At 54.2% G+C, this 16942-nt stretch carries 18 protein-coding genes; 8 read left to right on the forward strand and 10 right to left on the reverse strand.

What is annotated here, in order from left to right; translation table 11 throughout:
• Position 1: 1 nt before the first annotated feature.
• The 4 genes from sgcQ (at position 2) to HVZ37_RS11190 (ending at position 2793) form a co-directional block, all read left to right on the forward strand.
• Positions 2–808 (forward strand): BtpA family protein SgcQ, encoded by an 807-nt coding sequence (gene sgcQ / locus HVZ37_RS11175; RefSeq protein ID WP_044267104.1) that lies wholly within the window; start codon positions 2–4, stop codon positions 806–808.
• Between the two features lie 117 nt (positions 809–925).
• A complete protein-coding gene (gene sgcA / locus HVZ37_RS11180) occupies positions 926–1357 on the forward strand; it encodes an SgcA family PTS sugar transporter subunit IIA (protein WP_044257860.1) in 432 nt (143 codons plus the stop codon).
• 11 nt (positions 1358–1368) lie between these two features.
• Complete coding sequence (locus tag HVZ37_RS11185; protein ID WP_090050435.1) at positions 1369–2001, forward strand: ribulose-phosphate 3 epimerase family protein; 633 nt, start codon at positions 1369–1371, stop codon at positions 1999–2001.
• 15 nt (positions 2002–2016) lie between these two features.
• Positions 2017–2793: a DeoR/GlpR family DNA-binding transcription regulator gene (locus tag HVZ37_RS11190; protein ID WP_043000627.1), complete on the forward strand. Its 777-nt coding sequence runs from the start codon at positions 2017–2019 to the stop codon at positions 2791–2793.
• Between the two features lie 210 nt (positions 2794–3003).
• On the opposite strand, the gene HVZ37_RS11195 is transcribed toward HVZ37_RS11190, so the two are convergent.
• From HVZ37_RS11195 to HVZ37_RS11210, 4 genes are all read right to left on the reverse strand, one after another.
• Entirely contained in the window at positions 3004–3228 is a 225-nt protein-coding gene (locus tag HVZ37_RS11195) for a YdcH family protein (protein ID WP_042318909.1), read from the reverse strand.
• Positions 3229–3394: 166 nt separating this feature from the next.
• Positions 3395–5050, reverse strand: coding sequence for a glucan biosynthesis protein (locus tag HVZ37_RS11200; protein WP_044257857.1), 1656 nt, complete (start codon positions 5048–5050; stop codon positions 3395–3397).
• Positions 5051–5270: 220 nt separating this feature from the next.
• A complete protein-coding gene (locus HVZ37_RS11205) occupies positions 5271–6779 on the reverse strand; it encodes a carboxylesterase/lipase family protein (protein WP_181628479.1) in 1509 nt (502 codons plus the stop codon).
• Between the two features lie 45 nt (positions 6780–6824).
• A complete protein-coding gene (locus HVZ37_RS11210) occupies positions 6825–8168 on the reverse strand; it encodes a VOC family protein (protein ID WP_044257856.1) in 1344 nt (447 codons plus the stop codon).
• A gap of 237 nt (positions 8169–8405) precedes the next feature.
• Here HVZ37_RS11210 and pcaH point away from each other — a divergent pair, with 237 nt between their 5' ends.
• Positions 8406–9146: a protocatechuate 3,4-dioxygenase subunit beta gene (pcaH, locus tag HVZ37_RS11215; RefSeq protein WP_043000624.1), complete on the forward strand. Its 741-nt coding sequence runs from the start codon at positions 8406–8408 to the stop codon at positions 9144–9146.
• Positions 9143–9763, forward strand: a complete 621-nt coding sequence (pcaG, locus tag HVZ37_RS11220; RefSeq protein WP_043000623.1) for a protocatechuate 3,4-dioxygenase subunit alpha — start codon at positions 9143–9145, stop codon at positions 9761–9763. Before pcaH ends, pcaG begins: the two co-directional genes overlap by 4 nt.
• A gap of 35 nt (positions 9764–9798) precedes the next feature.
• Here pcaG and HVZ37_RS11225 read toward each other — a convergent pair whose 3' ends face one another.
• On the reverse strand, positions 9799–10707 hold the full coding sequence (locus tag HVZ37_RS11225; RefSeq protein ID WP_043000622.1) for a manganese-dependent inorganic pyrophosphatase: 909 nt from the start codon (positions 10705–10707) through the stop codon (positions 9799–9801).
• A 125-nt stretch (positions 10708–10832) separates the two neighbouring features.
• Between HVZ37_RS11225 and HVZ37_RS11230 the strand changes: the two genes are divergently transcribed.
• Positions 10833–11756, forward strand: a complete 924-nt coding sequence (locus tag HVZ37_RS11230; protein WP_043000621.1) for a LysR substrate-binding domain-containing protein — start codon at positions 10833–10835, stop codon at positions 11754–11756.
• Positions 11757–11799: 43 nt separating this feature from the next.
• Here the strand turns inward: HVZ37_RS11230 and HVZ37_RS11235 are convergent, their stop codons facing one another.
• From HVZ37_RS11235 to HVZ37_RS11250, 4 genes are all read right to left on the reverse strand, one after another.
• A complete protein-coding gene (locus tag HVZ37_RS11235; RefSeq protein ID WP_044257852.1) occupies positions 11800–13488 on the reverse strand; it encodes a methyl-accepting chemotaxis protein in 1689 nt (562 codons plus the stop codon).
• A 166-nt stretch (positions 13489–13654) separates the two neighbouring features.
• Positions 13655–14773 (reverse strand): S-(hydroxymethyl)glutathione dehydrogenase/class III alcohol dehydrogenase, encoded by a 1119-nt coding sequence (locus tag HVZ37_RS11240; protein WP_181627510.1) that lies wholly within the window; start codon positions 14771–14773, stop codon positions 13655–13657.
• Between the two features lie 32 nt (positions 14774–14805).
• Positions 14806–15081 (reverse strand): metal/formaldehyde-sensitive transcriptional repressor, encoded by a 276-nt coding sequence (locus HVZ37_RS11245; protein ID WP_003833178.1) that lies wholly within the window; start codon positions 15079–15081, stop codon positions 14806–14808.
• Between the two features lie 225 nt (positions 15082–15306).
• Entirely contained in the window at positions 15307–15888 is a 582-nt protein-coding gene (locus HVZ37_RS11250) for a helix-turn-helix domain-containing protein (RefSeq protein ID WP_181627511.1), read from the reverse strand.
• 298 nt (positions 15889–16186) lie between these two features.
• Here HVZ37_RS11250 and HVZ37_RS11255 point away from each other — a divergent pair, with 298 nt between their 5' ends.
• Positions 16187–16333, forward strand: coding sequence for a hypothetical protein (locus tag HVZ37_RS11255; RefSeq protein ID WP_155985533.1), 147 nt, complete (start codon positions 16187–16189; stop codon positions 16331–16333).
• Between the two features lie 63 nt (positions 16334–16396).
• Here the strand turns inward: HVZ37_RS11255 and cybB are convergent, their stop codons facing one another.
• Positions 16397–16924, reverse strand: coding sequence for a cytochrome b561 (gene cybB, locus HVZ37_RS11260; RefSeq protein WP_043000618.1), 528 nt, complete (start codon positions 16922–16924; stop codon positions 16397–16399).
• Positions 16925–16942: the final 18 nt, after the last annotated feature.

A 16942-nucleotide genomic window follows, 5' to 3' on the forward strand; every position in this document is an offset into this window, starting at 1 on the left:
CATGAGTTGGCTGAAAGAGGTTATTGGAACGGAAAAAGCCGTCATTGCCATGTGCCATTTGCGTGCATTGCCCGGCGACCCGAGCTTTGATGCACAGAAAGGGATGAACTGGGTTATCGACCGCGCCCGGGACGATCTGCTGGCGCTACAGAATGGCGGCGTGGATGCCGTCATGTTTTCCAACGAGTTTAGTCTTCCCTATCTCACGAAGGTTCGCCCGGAAACCACGGCAGCAATGGCGAGGGTGATTGGGCAGTTGATGAGCGAAATCCGCATTCCGTTTGGCGTCAATGTGTTGTGGGATCCGGTCGCATCATTCGATCTGGCAATGGCGACGGGCGCAAAATTCATTCGCGAGATTTTTACCGGTGCCTACGCCAGCGACTTCGGGGTCTGGGACACGAACGTCGGCGAGACCATTCGTCATCAGCACCGCATCGGCGCAGGTGAGGTCAAAACGCTGTTCAACATTGTGCCTGAAGCGGCGGTGTATCTGGGTAATCGCGATATTTGTTCCATTGCCAAATCCACGGTCTTTAACAACCATCCTGACGCCCTTTGCGTCTCTGGTCTGACGGCGGGCGCACGCACCGACAGCGCCCTGCTGAAGCGGGTCAAAGAAACGGTACCGGATACCGTGGTGCTGGCGAATACCGGGGTGTGTCTGGAAAACGTCGAGGAACAACTGAGCATCGCCGACGGTTGCGTAACCGCCACCACCTTTAAAAAGGACGGCGTATTCGCCAACTTTGTCGATCAGGCGCGGGTCAGTCGCTTTATGGAAAAAGTGCATCACATACGGCAATAAAAAGGGGATAAGCAGCGCGCTTACCCCCGGTAGAACAGCGATCCCTGCCGCCTTCGTCAAAAGTCTCGACGGGGATCGCTATCAGAGTAACCCTAACCGGCAAGGAGTCAACGACTGATGATTAACGATGTTAAGTGGGTACAGGCACAGCGAGAGGCCAGGGACTGGCGTCAGGCCGTCGAAATCGCTGCTCGCCCACTGATTACCTTTGGCGCGGCGCAACCAGACTATGTGGACGGTATTATCGACAACACCCTGAACTGGGGGCCGTACTATGTCATTGCCCCCGGCATCGCCTTGCCTCATGCGCGGCCCGAACAAGGCGCTAACCATAATCAGGTCAGCATCACGACGTTAAAAACGCCCGTTGCTTTTGGGCATGAAGAGTGTGATCCGGTCTGGCTGCTGCTGTGCGTCAGCGCGACGGATGCCAATGCGCATATCCTCACCATCCAGCGCATCAGCCAGTTTATCGATTCGCCTGAACGACTCGCGGCAGTCCGACACGCGCAAACCGACGCCGCGCTGTTCGCGCAGATTACCGGTTAACGGAGGCGATAATGATTCTGCACCCTTCTCTCGCATCGGCAGATCCACTGCACTACGGGGCGACGTTGAGCGCGCTGGCCGATGCCGATATCGGCTCACTGCATCTGGATATCGAAGACAGCAGCTTTATTAACAACATCACCTTTGGCCTCAAAACCGTACAGGCTGTCGCCCAACAGACGACGCATCCCCTTTCGTTTCATTTCATGATTGCCCGCCCGCAGAGTTGGTTTCCCATCCTGGCGGAGATCAAACCGGCATGGATTTTTGTTCATGCCGAAGCGCTGGCATACCCTTCTGAGACGCTGGCAGAAATTCGCGAAATCGGCGCAAAAGCCGGGCTGGCTGTGAATCCCGCCACGCCAATTGACGGGTATCGCTATCTGGCCCCGCAACTGGATGCGCTAATGGTGATGACCAGCGAACCAGACGGGGTCGGACAACAGTTTATTCCCACCCTGTGCGCCAAAGTCCGCCAGGTGCGTGAGTATTTTCCACAAGCCGTGTGCTGGGCCGATGGCGGCATTACGCTTTCTGCGGCACAACACCTGGCGACGGCGGGCGCACAACATCTTGTCGTGGGGCGTGCACTGTTCTCATCAGAGAATTATCACACCACGTTATCCCGGTTTGCAGGACTGTAAGAGGAGATTGCTTCGATGAGCCAACAGCGCCCTGACCGTATCAAACAGATGCTGCACTATCTGTGGCAACATCGTCATCTCTCCACCCAACAGGCCATGGAACTGTTTGGTTATGCGGAGGCGACCGTCCGTCGCGATTTCCAGTATATCGCCAGCCAGTATCCCGGTATGACTCGCGGTCATGGCTGTCTGGATTTCGACGACAGTATGGACGACAAAGAGTATGTCTTTGAGGTTAAGCGGACACTGCAATCCGAGGCAAAAAAAGAGATTGCCGCCCTTGCCCGCACGATGATCAAAGACGGTGACTGTTTCTTTCTCGATTCCGGCTCGACCTGTCTCGAACTGGCGAAATGTCTGGCCGATGCACGTGTGAAGGTCATCTGCAACGACATCAAAATCGCCAATGAACTGGGCTGTTTTCCGCACGTCGAAAGTTACATTATCGGCGGGCTTATTCGTCCGGGTTACTTTTCGGTAGGTGAAAGCCTGGCGCTGGAGATGCTCAATGCGTTTTCAGTGGAACGGGCCTTTATCTCCTGCGATGCGCTGTCGCTGGCCACGGGGATCACTAACGCCACCCTGTTTGAAGTCGGCGTGAAAACGCGGATTATTCAGCGTTCACGAGAAGTGATACTGATGGCCGATCATTCAAAGTTTGATGCAGTGGAACCCCATGCCGTCGCCACGCTCTCTTGCATTAAAACGATTATCAGCGACAGCGCGTTAGCGGATGATATTGTTCAGCGTTATACCCACGCGGGATGCCACCTGGTTTTACCACATCGCTGAGTTTCAGGCACAAAAAAGCCGCCAGGGCTGGCGGCTTAGATTGCTGACAGAGAAGGAAAAAGCGTGGTTTTTCCTTCTCTGTAATTATCAGCCGAAAATCAATAAATTGATTTTCCTGATTTTTAATGAGGTGATCTCTTCTTATCCGGTATCAGGATAAGGTTTGTCATCTCTCTCAAGCCGCCAGGGCTGGCGGCTCATAAATGCGGATTATCCCGCGTCAACACTTTCTTTCTGCAGTATTTTGAGCATATCGTCCTTCAGTTGAAGCTTCTGTTTTTTCAGCCGAACGACTTCGAGATTGTATCCCCGACCATCGGAACCTTCCAGCCTGGCAATTTCATGATCAAGGTTGTTATGCTTTTCAAAAAGCGACAAAAAGCGAGGATTCTCGGATTTCAGTCGGGAAATCAGATCTCTGTATTCTGGAAACATACGCTCTCCCTGTTAGTGATAAACCATGTGTATAAGAAATACACTCCATCAGCTTACCCATTTGACTTAGGGAAAAATGCGAACAGGATCGTGTTTAATTCCTGAACAGATATTTCGCATGCCTGGCTGTTGACGCCCTTCGCATTTCGAAGGGCGTTGGCGCAGATTAACGCATCACGCGATCGTCGACGTAGGTCCGTTTATCCGGTGCTGGCGGGAAATACTGGTACAGCCAGGTTTCACTGATCGCGTCTCCCTGGCAGCGCAGGAACATACGCATGTCCACCGGTTCGGTCGAGTCTGACGTGGGATACCAGTCAAACTGGATGCGGTAACCGTCAAACGGCTCAACGTAGAGAATTTCAATCTGCTTCGCTTCGCCGCTGGACAGCGTAATCACCGGCTCAATGCCTTTCGGCGCGGCCGCTTTCAGATCGCCACCGACGAAATCGACTGCAAAACGTCGCGCCCATTTCTCTGGATAGTGCTCGCCCGGCGCCCAGCCCTCCGGGAATCCGCCCATACCGGTGCGGGTGGCCATCACGCGCGCCAGTGGCGAACGGACCGGCGGCTGTGCGCTCCAGTACAGACGGTATTTATATTCCAGCTCATCACCCGCTTCGATGGCCTTTTCCGGCTGCCAGAAGCAGACCACGTTATCCAGCGTTTCGCCGGTTGTCGGGATCTCCATCAGCCCGATGGTGCCTTTGCCCCACTTGTTACGAGGTTCCACCCACAGGCTTGGGCGCTTGTTGTACCAGCCCATGATGTCCTGATAGTGGGAGAAATCACGATCCAGTTGCAGCAGGCCGAACCCTTTCGGGTTGTTATCGGTATAGGCGTTGAATTGCAGCTTTTGCGGGTTATTCAGTGGGCGGCAAATCCACTCGCCGTTGCCCCGCCACATTGCCAGACGATCGGAGTCATGGATTTGCGGATGAATGGTATCGCACATGCGGCGTTCGTTATTGCCGCAACTGAACATGCTGGTCATCGGCGCGATGCCCAACTGTTTGATGTCTTTGCGAGCATACAAACGGTTTTCAACGTCCATGATCACCTGGCTCTTCTCACAGTGAATCACAAACTTATAGGCGCCGGTGATGCTCGGACTGTCCAGCAGCGCGTACACGGTAAAGGTGGTGGCGCCGGGTTTCACCGTATCGAACCAGAAGGCGGTAAAATCCGGGAACTCTTCTTTGGTGTCGGTGTAGGTGTCTATCGCCAGACCACGCGCGGAAAGCCCGTACTGATAGGTATCATCGACGGCGCGGAAATAGCTCGCACCGAGGAAAGAAACCACGTCGCGTCGTGCCAACTCAGGCGCTTTGAAGACGCGAAAACCGGCAAAGCCGAGATCGGTTTGCCCTTCCAGTTGTCTGGTATCAACGCCGGCATCATTGTATTTAAACAGTTCCGGGCGGAAGTGAATCTCCCGCGCCAGATGGGTGCTGGAATCGACGGAGAACATGCGCACGCGACGACGGAAGCCCATCCCAACGTGGAAGAACTGCGCATCCAGTTGGCGATCTTCGACATTGTTCCACAGCGATTGCGCGGCATCGTACTGAATGCTGTTGTAAGCCTGCGGCGTCAGATTCGCCAGCGTATTGGGCAATGCGCGCGGCGCACCGCCCCACGGTTTCTGCGCAAGATCGTGCGCCATGGACTGCAGCACGGAAAAATCAAAGCGGACGGTTTGTCCGTCCGCAATGTCGGATTCCGCCGCATACGCGGCACGGGTGAAAAGTGATGCAATACCACTGGTACCGCACACGGCGGCCATTGCCATTGAACCTTTAATAAATCGTCTGCGATTCATACCTGAAAGTAAATCCTTCTGGTCATGTGAAGGGTCCCGCGCTGGCGCTCGACAGCGGCAAGAAGATGCATAATTCTGACCGCTCACTCTAGACAAAATTGATTAATAATCCAATTGTTGGCCGCAGATTATCTGAACAAAATGGAAAATATTTTGTGTCGATGGGAACAGCCTGATTCCCACGTAAAGTTCCCCGCGCAAACTTTCAACTTTTGCAAAGCTAATCGAGACTGACGTGCTGGGTCATCACCCGTTTAAAGAGCGCAAGTCGCGCCCGCATAAACCAGTTCTCCACCTTAAAACCAGCAAACTTATTCAGCCCAATACGTAACAACCGATCGCGGCCCTGAATACAGGCCGGCCAACGGACCGGTCCGTGTAGAACATCGCAACTCCGACTGGCATGACGGGCAAAATTGACCCAGTAATCCGCAACGTGGACAGCAAAGGCGAGATCGTTTTCGTTCACATAATTTCGTGAAGGTTCAGCGAGCGTTAGAGTATTAAACACGTAAGGCACTTCGTTGCCATGCCAGGCGCCGTTGGCATAGGTGTGATGCTCCGATTCCGCAACGTAATCAAACCAGTACCGCCAGCAAGGCTCGCCGACCCGCTGTTGCGCCTGCATCACCACGTAGCCTAATGCCGTAAACGCCATATCCCGACACACCTGCCGTCCCAGTTCTTCATCGCCCTTCACGCCCGGATACAGTAGCTTAATCAGGCCGAGTCCCAGCCTGCGTTCACGACGCAGTTTCTGAATTTGTTCGGCAAGATCGACGCCGAAAACCGCCATCACGCTGGCTTCATCGCTGTTAGAACCAATCATCACCGGCATCGGGTGCTGTCTGGCGGCGAAAAAGACGTCCAGCATCGGCTCCGGAAGTACCGCATCGCCAGAGACAGGTGTTGGCGCAATTTTGTACGGTGCGCCCAACGGCCAGAAGGCTTCGGCCGGAATCGCGCGTAGCTGTTCCGCCGTTGCATTCTGCAAACCAAAGTGTTCAGCCAGCGCAACGCCGTTTTCCAGCGCGATTTCACGAGGCGTGTCCGGCAACGTGTAGCCGCTCTGCACAATCGCTTTATGAAACAACCCTTTTCCGCGCGGCGAAGCCAGCAGCGAGAGTACGCTGCGCGCCCCGGCCGACTCACCAAACAGCGTCACGTTTTGCGGATCGCCGCCGAACGCAGCGATGTTTTCCTGTACCCAGCGCAGCGCCGCTATCTGGTCGAGCAAAGCAAAGTTATTGAGAGCCTCGCCCTCTTCGCCTTCCAGTGCCGGATGAGCAAAAAAGCCGAGGTGACCGAGACGATAGTTGACGGTCACGACAACCACGTTGCGCTTTGCCAGCGCAACGCCGTCATAAGGCGGCAGACTACCCGCGCCAATGGTGTAGCCGCCGCCGTGCAGCCAGACCATCACCGGAAGCGGCTGATGACGTTCCGCCGGAGACCAGACGTTGAGATAGAGACAGTCTTCAGAAAATGCGCCGGGATCGCCGCCGCCCAACTCTTTGCAGTACTCAATGTCCTGCCAGCTGGCGCTGGAGAAGGTATTGGCGTCACGAATCCCGGACCAGGGAGTAACCGGCTGCGGCGCGCGCCAACGCCATTTCCCCGTTGGTGGCGCGGCGTAAGGAATACCGCGCCAAAGGTGGATGTCGTCCTGGACGACACCCATTAGCTGTCCCTGTACAGTTTGAATCAGTGGAATACCAGGTTTGATCATGTCCATATTTACCCGTTAATCGCAGATCCCTACAGGATACCTGGATTAAAGCAGGCCGCAACGCCGTTTGCTGCGTTCTTCCGCTTCCTGATACAACACAAACTCGTCAAACACCGGACACCCCAGCGCCTGTTCAAAGGCCTCGCGGCTGGCATTGCCATGACTGCGCGCCTGCGTTTCGTTACCGAGATTCGACTGAAAAATCCCCGCCGCGCTGACTGGCAGGAAATCTTCATAGGTGATGGGCTGCGCCTGCACCCAGCCACGTTCAATGTGCGGTTGCGGATCGTCGCCAGGATGAATCGCATTGCGGTGCGCTTCGCCTGACGGCGTCAGACGATAGCGGAACCAGGCCAGTCCCTGTTGGCGCAGCAGGAATTCGCTGTCCGGAAACGCGTTAAACACCTCCTGCAAATGCAGTTGATGCGTCAGGTTGTCTTTCCCGGTACCGGCATGGCGCAGTAATTCATCGTATAGCTGACGCCCTTTTATCGTCAGCGCCACGCCGCGTTGTTCAATCTCGCCGAAGCGGGCCGTGTGTGTCCCCTGCATTTCGCCCGCAAACAGCACAGGTTCTTCCAGCGCTTTGAAGCTGGTCTGGCGCAGCAGAATCGGCACCTCACGGCGCGGCGGGCCTTCGATAAGGACTTTCGGTTCAATGCCGCATTCCGGCATCATCGACTGCACCCGGTCGATATCCAGCGTTCTGGGTGTCAGATGATTAATGTGACAGCCCGGGAAACAGACCACATCGGCGATCAGGCGATGTTCGTTATGCAGCGCATGATAGGTTTTTTCATCCACGGTGGCGTGGCGATGCCAGCGAAACGTTTCCAGCGCTTCTTTCACGAACTCGCGAGCCTGCGTCGCGTTAAACCCCTTCTGACTCTCCCAGACGTCGAGCAGTTCGCGACAGCGTGGCGTAAAGATATCGCGCTGCGCGAGGATCTCCGCCGCACGCTGGCGGAGCGACGCGTTTTCAATCAGTTCAAGTCGCAGTAAGGAGGTAAAGACGCGAAACGGATTTCGCGACAGCGATGCATCGTCAATGGGACGAAATGCCGTTGAATGTACCGGCACCCCGGCCTGAGAGAGATCGTAATAGCTGACCGGAAACATCCCCATGATCGCAAACATGCGTCGCAGCGTGGACAGTTCGTCTGCCGTTCCGACACGAATTGCGCCATGACGCTCCACGTTGAGGCGCGCCAGTTCATCTGCATTGGCCAGTTTTTCATGCAGCGTGGGGTTATTTTCGAGAACTGCCAGATTCACGTCAGCCACAAGTTCCAGTAACGTGCCGTATTGCGGAACTTCCTGCTGGTACATTGCTGACATTGCCTGCGAAAAATGTTCCCGAATCTCATCTGCCGTGATGGTGTTCGCCATAATGTCATGCCTCCAGTGAATGTTACCTGGAGTGTAGGAAACACCATTCACTCTGGGGAGAAGAATTTACAAAGTGTGATCTCACCTGAATTCGCTCTGCATCAGTCCTTGCGCCATGGTATAGCCACTGGTTATGAAATAATCGACATAAATTCACTTTTAATTAACAACGCATTTACACACACTGCCTCAGGTCATCATAAAACAATAAATCTCTTCCCTGTACCGGAGTCCGCTATGCGTGAAAAAGTGTCCTCTCGCGAGGTGATCCATCGCGACTATAACAGCCATCCGCCCGCCTTCGCCCCCGGCTATAAGACCAGCGTTCTGCGCTCGCCGCGCAACGCGCTGATCTCTTTGCAGAATTCATTGTCTGAAATCACCGGGCCGGTATTCAGCGACAACGATCTTGGCCCGCTGGATAACGACCTGATTATGAATTACGCCAAAGACGGCCTGCCGATTGGCGAACGGATTATCGTCCACGGTTACGTGCGCGACGGTTTTGGCCGCCCAATGAGAAATACGCTGGTCGAAGTCTGGCAGGCCAATGCCGGTGGTCGCTATCGTCATAAAAAAGACCAGTATCTCGCGCCGATTGATCCTAATTTTGGCGGCTGCGGACGGGTATTAACCGATGAGAACGGCTATTACTTTTTCCGTACCATCAAACCCGGCCCTTACCCGTGGCGCAATCAGGTCAGTGACTGGCGTCCCTCGCATATTCACTTTTCACTCTCCGGCGAGGCCTTTGCCCAACGGTTGATTACGCAAATGTATTTTGAAGGCGACCCGTTGATCAAACAGTGCCCAATTGTGAAAACTATCAATAACGATGATGCGATCCGCACATTGATTGCCGAACTGGATACCCACGCCGCCGTACCGCTCGACTGCCTGGCATATCGTTTTGACCTCGTACTTCGCGGACAGCGCGCTACGTTGTTTGAAAACCGCACTCAGGGAGGCGCGCAATGAAAGAGTATTTGCAGGAAACCGCCTCGCAGACGGCGGGACCGTATGTGCACATTGGGCTTGCGCCTGACGCCGCTGGATTTCACATCTTTGAGAAAAACTTCAGCTCCACGCTGACCAATAGCCATACCGAAGGCGAACGTATTGTGATCGAGGGGCGGGTAATTGATGGTTCCGGTACGCCGGTGCGCGATGTGCTGCTGGAGATCTGGCAGGCCAACGCCCATGGACGCTACAACCATCCGGCTGACCGTCAGGAAGATAAGCCGCTCGACGCGGACTTTCGCGGCTGGGGACGAACCTGTTCAGACTTCGACAGCGGCGTGTGGCGGTTCGATACCATTAAGCCGGGCTGTGTTGTGGGACGCGATGGCCGTCTGATGGCCCCCCACGTTAATCTGTGGATCGTCGCGCGCGGCATCAACATTGGCCTGAACACCCGTCTCTATTTTGCGGATGAGCAAGAAGCCAATCAGCGCGATCCGGTGCTCAATCTGATCGAATGGGAAGTTCGCCGTCAGACCCTGATTGCCCGCCGCGAACAGCGTGGTAGCGAGATCGTCTATATCTTCGATATTCACCTGCAGGGAGAAAACGAAACCGTCTTTTTCGACGTCTGATGAAGAGAACGGGCTGAATCTCTCAGCCCGTTTTGTCAGGCCTGGTCTATTTTCGCAACATGGCTTTCGAGCCACGGCAGCATCTGTTTCTTGCGGCTCAACATTCCCTCAACCGTCACCGGTTGTGCCAGTTCCAGTTGACGCGGGCCGGCAAACCAGAGTTGCGAATTGCCAGCGTTGATATCCGTCAACATCAGCACCACCAAATCCGCCCCGCTGCGGGTCGCATAATCGGCCATCTCTTGACGCAGGGCATCCATCACGTCAGCGACCTGGCTCAATGCATACAGTTCGATCTGCGCAACGCTCACCTGCTGACCCTTGATGGTGAAACGCTTGATATCTTTTTGCAGCAGTTCACTGGCACTTAATCCTTCGACGCTGGTTTTAGCACTCAGCAGGTCAGCGCTGAACGCCGCCAGCTCAACCCCGGCACGCGTTGTCAGTGCTTCAACGGCCTGACGGTCATCCGCCGTGGTGGTTGGCGAGCGAAGCGTGACAGTGTCACTCAATATTGCACCCAATAGTAATAGCGCCTGCGCAGACGTTATCTGCGCCCTGTCCTCCGGACTCATCAGTTGCCATAGCAGCGTGGCGCTGCTGCCCACCGGCTTTATCCACACTTCTGGCGGCAAACGGGTCACCAGTCCACCCAGACGGTGATGATCGATAATACCCACGATATTGCTCGCCATAAGGGTTTCCGGTCCCTGCGCTGGCTCGGTGAAATCCACCAGCCAGACGTCGAGGTCTGTCAGCGGCATCGTCAGTAACGGCGGCATGTCCAGCCCCGCACGCTCAAACAGAAATTGGGTTTCGCGATTGGGTTCACCCAGGCGCCAGGCCGAGGCCTGACGTCCGCGCATGTTCAACCAGCGGGCAGCCATAAAAGCGGTGCAAATGGCGTCACTGTCCGGATTCAGGTGGCCTACGACATGGATCATTTTCGCCTCCGAAGAGAAAGTGCTGTTACTTAAATAAGTTAAATGTTAATAATATTTTGCAATCAAGTTATCAAAAACAAACAACTTTACTTGTCACCGGCATCGCTCTGTTCTTAACATCGCTTATGGAAAAAAATAGTCTGTTCAGTCAGCGCATCCGATTGCGCCATCTTCATACATTTGTCGCTGTCGCTCAACAAGGAACCCTGGGGCGCGCAGCCGAAACCCTTAACCTCAGCCAGCCTGCGCTTTCCAAAACGCTTAACGAACTGGAGCAACTGACCGGCACCCGCCTCTTTGAGCGCGGACGGCTCGGGGCGCAACTGACGTTACCTGGCGAGCAGTTCTTAACCCATGCGGTGAAAGTGCTAGATGCGCTCAACACCGCCGGGCAGGCGCTGAACCGTAAAGAAGGTCTTAACAATGATGTGGTAAGAATAGGCGCGCTACCGACCGCCGCGCTGGGTATTCTTCCGTCGGTCATCGGTCAGTTTCATCAGCAGCAAAAAGAGACCACGCTGCAGGTGGCAACGATGAACAATACCATGCTGCTGGCGGGCCTGAAATCCGGCGAGCTCGACATCGGCATTGGCCGGATGTCCGATCCGGAATTGATGAGCGGCCTTAATTATGAGCTGCTGTTTCTCGAGTCATTAAAGCTGGTCGTGCGTCCGAATCACCCACTATTGCAGGAAAACGTGACGCTGAGTCGCGTGATGGAGTGGCCCGTGGTTGTTTCGCCCAAAGGCACAGTACCACGGCAAAATGCCGAGACGCTGTTGCAAAGCCAGGGTTGTAAGATGCCAACCGGCTGCATTGAGACGCTCTCCGCCTCGCTGTCGCGCCAGTTAACGGTTGATTATAACTACGTCTGGTTTGTGCCCTCTGGCGCGGTGAAAGAGGATTTGCGCCAGGCGACGCTGGTTTCGCTACCCGTGCCCACACAGGGCGCAGGCGAGCCGATCGGTATTCTCACCCGTGTGGATTCACCGCTCTCTTCCGGCGCGCAACGCTTAATTGCCGCTATCCGTAAATCGATGCCGTTATAACAGGCCGGATGAGACGCCTTTTCGCCTCATCCGGTAATGGCGCTTAGAAGGTTTCCCAGTTATCCCCGTGATCGGTAACCGGCTGTGTCAGAGGCTGAACGGGGGTGTTTGTTGTCGGTACGCGCTTGCTCGTGGGTCCACCCTGTAAGCGAAACGTCCCCACCGCCTCAGTCAGTCGTGCCGCCTGCTCTTCCAGCGACGCCGCTGCCGCAGAGGCCTCTTCCACCAGCGAAGCGTTCTGCTGAGTCACTTTGTCCATCTCAGAGATGGCCTGGCTGACCTGCACGATCCCGCGGCTCTGCTCGTCCGACGCCGCGGCGATTTCCAGCATGATATCGGTGACGCGTTTTACCGCCTCCACGATGTCGGTCATCGTGTTCCCCGCCGCGACCACTTCACCAGAACCTTGATCGATGAGACGGACGGATTCGCTGATAAGCCCCTCAATCTCTTTCGCTGCCTGGGCACTGCGGCTGGCCAGCGTGCGGACCTCACTGGCGACCACGGCGAATCCACGTCCTTGCTCGCCGGCACGCGCGGCTTCAACCGCAGCGTTCAGCGCCAGAATATTGGTCTGGAAAGCGATGCTGTTGATAACCGCTGTGATCTCAGAGATTTTCTTCGAACTGGTCGAAATATTGCCCATCGTCTGGACCACGCCGGAAACCATCTGCCCGCCACGGCTGGCTTTGCCGGACGCGTCTTCCGCCAGTTTGCTGGCGTGGTGTGCGTTATCGGCGTTTTGCTTCACCGTCGCGGTCAACTCTTCCATGCTGGCCGCCGTCTGTTCGATCGCCGCCGCCTGTTCTTCGGTGCGTGACGACAAATCGGTATTGCCCGCCGAGATTTCGCTGGTACCGCGATAAATCTCTTCTGCCCCCTGACGCACCGAACCGACCGTTTGCACCAGCGAACGCTGCATTTGTTGCAGGTGGCGGCTCAGTCGCCCAATCTCGCTACGCCCGGTAGGTTCATCCTGCATGGTGAGATCACCGGCGGCAATTTGCTCAATACGCTGCGCGGCATGCTGCAACGGCTGAATGACGGTACGACGCAGAACAATAAACGTCATCAGCGTCAGCACCAGTGCCAGACCAAAAGCGCCAATCATGAATATCATGCCCAGTTGGGTGCGCTGATGAGCCTGTTCGCTTAACTGGTTAGCCCGCGCCATGCGCAGTTCAATCGCCTTCAACAGGACCTTATTGTAACTGGCATCCAGTTGTCTTGCGTGTTCGCTTTCGTGGTTGATGATCGCTTCAAACATACCGTTTCTGGCGTACTTGAGCATCGGTTGCATTCCCGCAATATAGGCTTTGAAACTGCTCTCCAGTTCGCCATCCAACGCTTCATCCGCAGGGGTTTTCACCTTGCGCGCCATGTAAATAGTAAACCCTTCTTCAGACTGCTTAATACGCTTTTCCGCCGCCGCAATGTTGGCTTTCATGTCATCCATTTCAGCAATTCGGCTCGCCGCGCCGGCATGAATCATGTTGATTCGCGCGGTACGCAGGTGGTTCGAACTGTTCGATAATCCCATGCGGACCTGGATCTCATCCGTCACATCCCGCTGATCGCGGTCAGCCTGCATGAGAAAGTAGCCCGCCAGACCGGAGCTCAGCGCGAACAGTAAAAGGATGCCACCGAGAATGGAGGAAAACAGCGGAACCAGCCTGATGTGATGCAGAAAGCCCAGCTTATGTGGTGCTTGCATCGATGATGTGTTGTCCATGACCGTCGACTCTCTTGTAGGATTAATGCGTAATACGCGCCCGTAAGATAGTCATCGGCATTCCGCGAATTTTACTTACCGGGAAAAGCGCCGTTTTCGTCACAGTTTGACAACATTTATGTTAAAAAATGGAAAGCGCCAGCGGTGATTTCCGCTGGCGGATGAATCAGTTATCGCCAAAATGGATAACGGTACGGATGGATTTACCTTCGTGCATCAGGTCAAACGCGTCGTTGATTTGCTCCAGCGGCAAACGATGGGTAATGAACGGATCCAACTGGATTTTCCCGGCCATTGCCTCTTCCACCATGCCCGGTAACTGGGTGCGCCCTTTGACGCCGCCAAACGCGGAACCACGCCAGACCCGGCCTGTCACCAGCTGGAACGGGCGAGTTTTAATTTCCTGGCCCGCCCCGGCAACACCAATGATGATGCTCTCGCCCCATCCTTTATGGCAGCATTCCAGCGCCGCACGCATCACGTCGACGTTACCGATACATTCGAAGCTAAAGTCGACACCACCGTCGGTGAGCTCAACAATCACCTCCTGGATCGGTTTGTCATAATCTTTCGGATTAATGAAGTCGGTTGCGCCCATTTCAGCCGCCAGTTTGAATTTTTCCGGGTTGGTATCGACAGCAATAATACGCCCCGCTTTCGCCTGTACAGCGCCCTGAATCACCGCCAGGCCGATCCCGCCAAGGCCAAACACGACAACGGTATCGCCCTCTTTGACTTTCGCGGTGTTATGCACGGCACCTATGCCCGTAGTGACGCCACACCCCAGCAGACAAACCTTATCCAGCGGGGCTTGCGGGTTGACTTTCGCCAGTGAGATTTCCGCACATACGGTGTATTCGCTGAAGGTACTGGTACCCATGTAGTGATAGATTGGTTCGCCATTGTAAGAAAAACGAGTGGTGCCATCCGGCATCAGACCTTTTCCCTGAGTGGCGCGCACGGCCTGACAGAGGTTGGTCTTCCCGGATTTACAGAATTTGCACTCTCCGCATTCGGCGGTATACAGCGGGATAACATGGTCGCCCGGCTTCAGACTGGTCACGCCTTCGCCGACATCGACCACTACACCGCCGCCTTCATGTCCCAGTACCGCCGGGAACACACCTTCTGGATCGTCACCAGACAGCGTAAACGCGTCAGTGTGGCAAACGCCGGTGTGGGTAATTTTAACCAGAACTTCGCCTTTTTTCGGCGCTGCGACGTCAATCTCAACAATTTTGAGCGGCTGACCGGGGCCAAACGCGACTGCTGCACGTGATTTCATCTGTCTCTTCCCTTTATTGCGAGGTGATAGGTTTATTTTAGATAAGCGCGAAGAAGGTGGCCGATTTCAGCCATACGCACGGCGCGCTGGTCAGGAGTAGTTTCACCACTCACCAGCTCATCTTTCAGGTGGATCTCAACCATTTCGCCCATTAAACCGTTGGACGCACCGCGGACCGCAGCGATTTGTTGCAGGATAGCCAGGCAAGGTTCGCCAGATTCCAGCGCACGCTCCAGGGCATCCACCTGCCCCCGAATGCGTCGGACGCGAGTCAGAATACGTTTTTTATCTTCAGGTGAATGCGGCATAGGCCTCCTTAATACTATAGGGGGGTATACTATCAGAGTTTTAATCGCAGGAGGAAAAAAAAGCGTTTTCTATTTAGTGAGCGTTAAATTTCACTGTTTCAGCCTTTAAAGGCGGGTTTACCTATGTGCCTTTCGTTTATCACCGGCGAAAACCATACTTTAGCCCTGTTTTAATTTAGGTTATGTAGATTTATCTCATGCCAGAAATATCAATTTTGCAGATATCTAAAACTGCGCTGGAATATGTTTTATTTCCTTCAGATGCCCATTCAGTATTGTAATGTAGCCTCCGGCTTTTAATGCCGAGAGCACGTTCATCACTGCGGAACGAGAAAGCCTGGTTTTTCCGCGGATATAATTCTCGGCGGTAATCGACTCTCTCAGTGTTTGCGGTTTGCTCATGAGCTCAAAAAGCTGATAGCGAACCTGCTCAAATACGGTGGGTGAGACGAGCTTAAACAGTACCTCTGCGGCCATGCTGGCGATCAGTTGCAGATGTCTGGCATAGGGTTCCCACAGGTTGTGTTCTGTCAGCAGCGCGTATAAATCCTCTTTATTCAACGTGGCGATTTCAGCCGGTTCAATAACGCGAAGGATATGTATTGATCGGGAGTACTCATGTACCGGGATGATCCCACGTAGTGTCGGGGCTTCGATAAGTTCGATAAGAATATCATCGGGCTGCCGGTAAAGTGAGAGCGCCCCTTTACGAATAATATAACAATCAGGCTGGTGAGCGGCGCTGATGGTAATGCGCTTACCAACAGGACACTGCTGATAGCGCAGGTGCGAATCAAGTGTATCCAACAATATCGTCAAATAGGGCGATTCAACGCGCGTGCTTATGGGCCCCGCCATCTCTACTGGATTGAATGTGCTCTTCATTTTTTATTTTTACCAACCTACGTACACATGCCACAAGGATAGCAGAGAAAGTCTATCGCGGTAAAAAGATGGTTGCAAAAGTGACACAGTAAAGTATCCAACTAAAAATAATTTCGTAAATATTGTTAATGCGGGGGGATTTTAATATAGATTATCCTCATGTTTAATATTGTAATGACATCGTTAAAAATTAATTCATTATACCTCTATTAATGAATAAATGAGACGATATTGGCAGGCTGACAAGAATAAAAGCAGGGAGTCTGGTAACAACATCGAAATGGCGGCGCGCGCTATTCGTACCTCCGGTGACGAAATTCCTGGGCCGGTCAGTACCGTGATACAGGTCATTGCCTATTACCGCTAAACTTTGCAAAGTCGCGCGCAGAATAGAGGCGCGGGAAGCGCTCCCCGCGCCTGTATAGTCACGCTAGCGTTTACGCGGCATCATGCGCAGCAGCGTGTTGTCCTTCCAGAAATAGTGGTGCAGTAGCGCGGCGGCGGCATGCAACGCAATCACAAAATAGCCCAGATTGGCCAGCGTGATGTGCCAGGATTTCAGCGTATCCACCAGGTCAAAGTTCCCTTCTGCCGCGTGCGGCATCACCAGACCAAAGGCCATCCACGGATTACCACGGTTGTACATCATCACCATGCCGATCAATGGCAGCGCGATGAACAGCAGATAAATCACCAGGTGCCCAAGATGCGCCAGTCCGGTCATCATTGGCTTCGGTTTGGGCACGATGGGAGGAGCCGGATATTTCAGCCTGATCAGCAGACGCGCCACCATCAGCACCAGAATCGCTATCCCACTAGAAACGTGAATCATATTAATGAGGGGACGATCGCTGCGAGGAAAAAAGCCCCGAAACTCCATCGCACAGTAAGCGACAATCACCAGTAAAAAGACCAGCCAGTGGATGCCAATTTGCAGGCTTGAGTACTTATTGCCCATAACACTTCCTGAGTAAAA

Origin of the sequence: Citrobacter sp. RHB35-C17, assembly GCF_013816795.1 — a bacterium.
In the GTDB taxonomy this organism is placed as follows: Bacteria; Pseudomonadota; Gammaproteobacteria; order Enterobacterales; family Enterobacteriaceae; genus Citrobacter_A; species Citrobacter_A amalonaticus.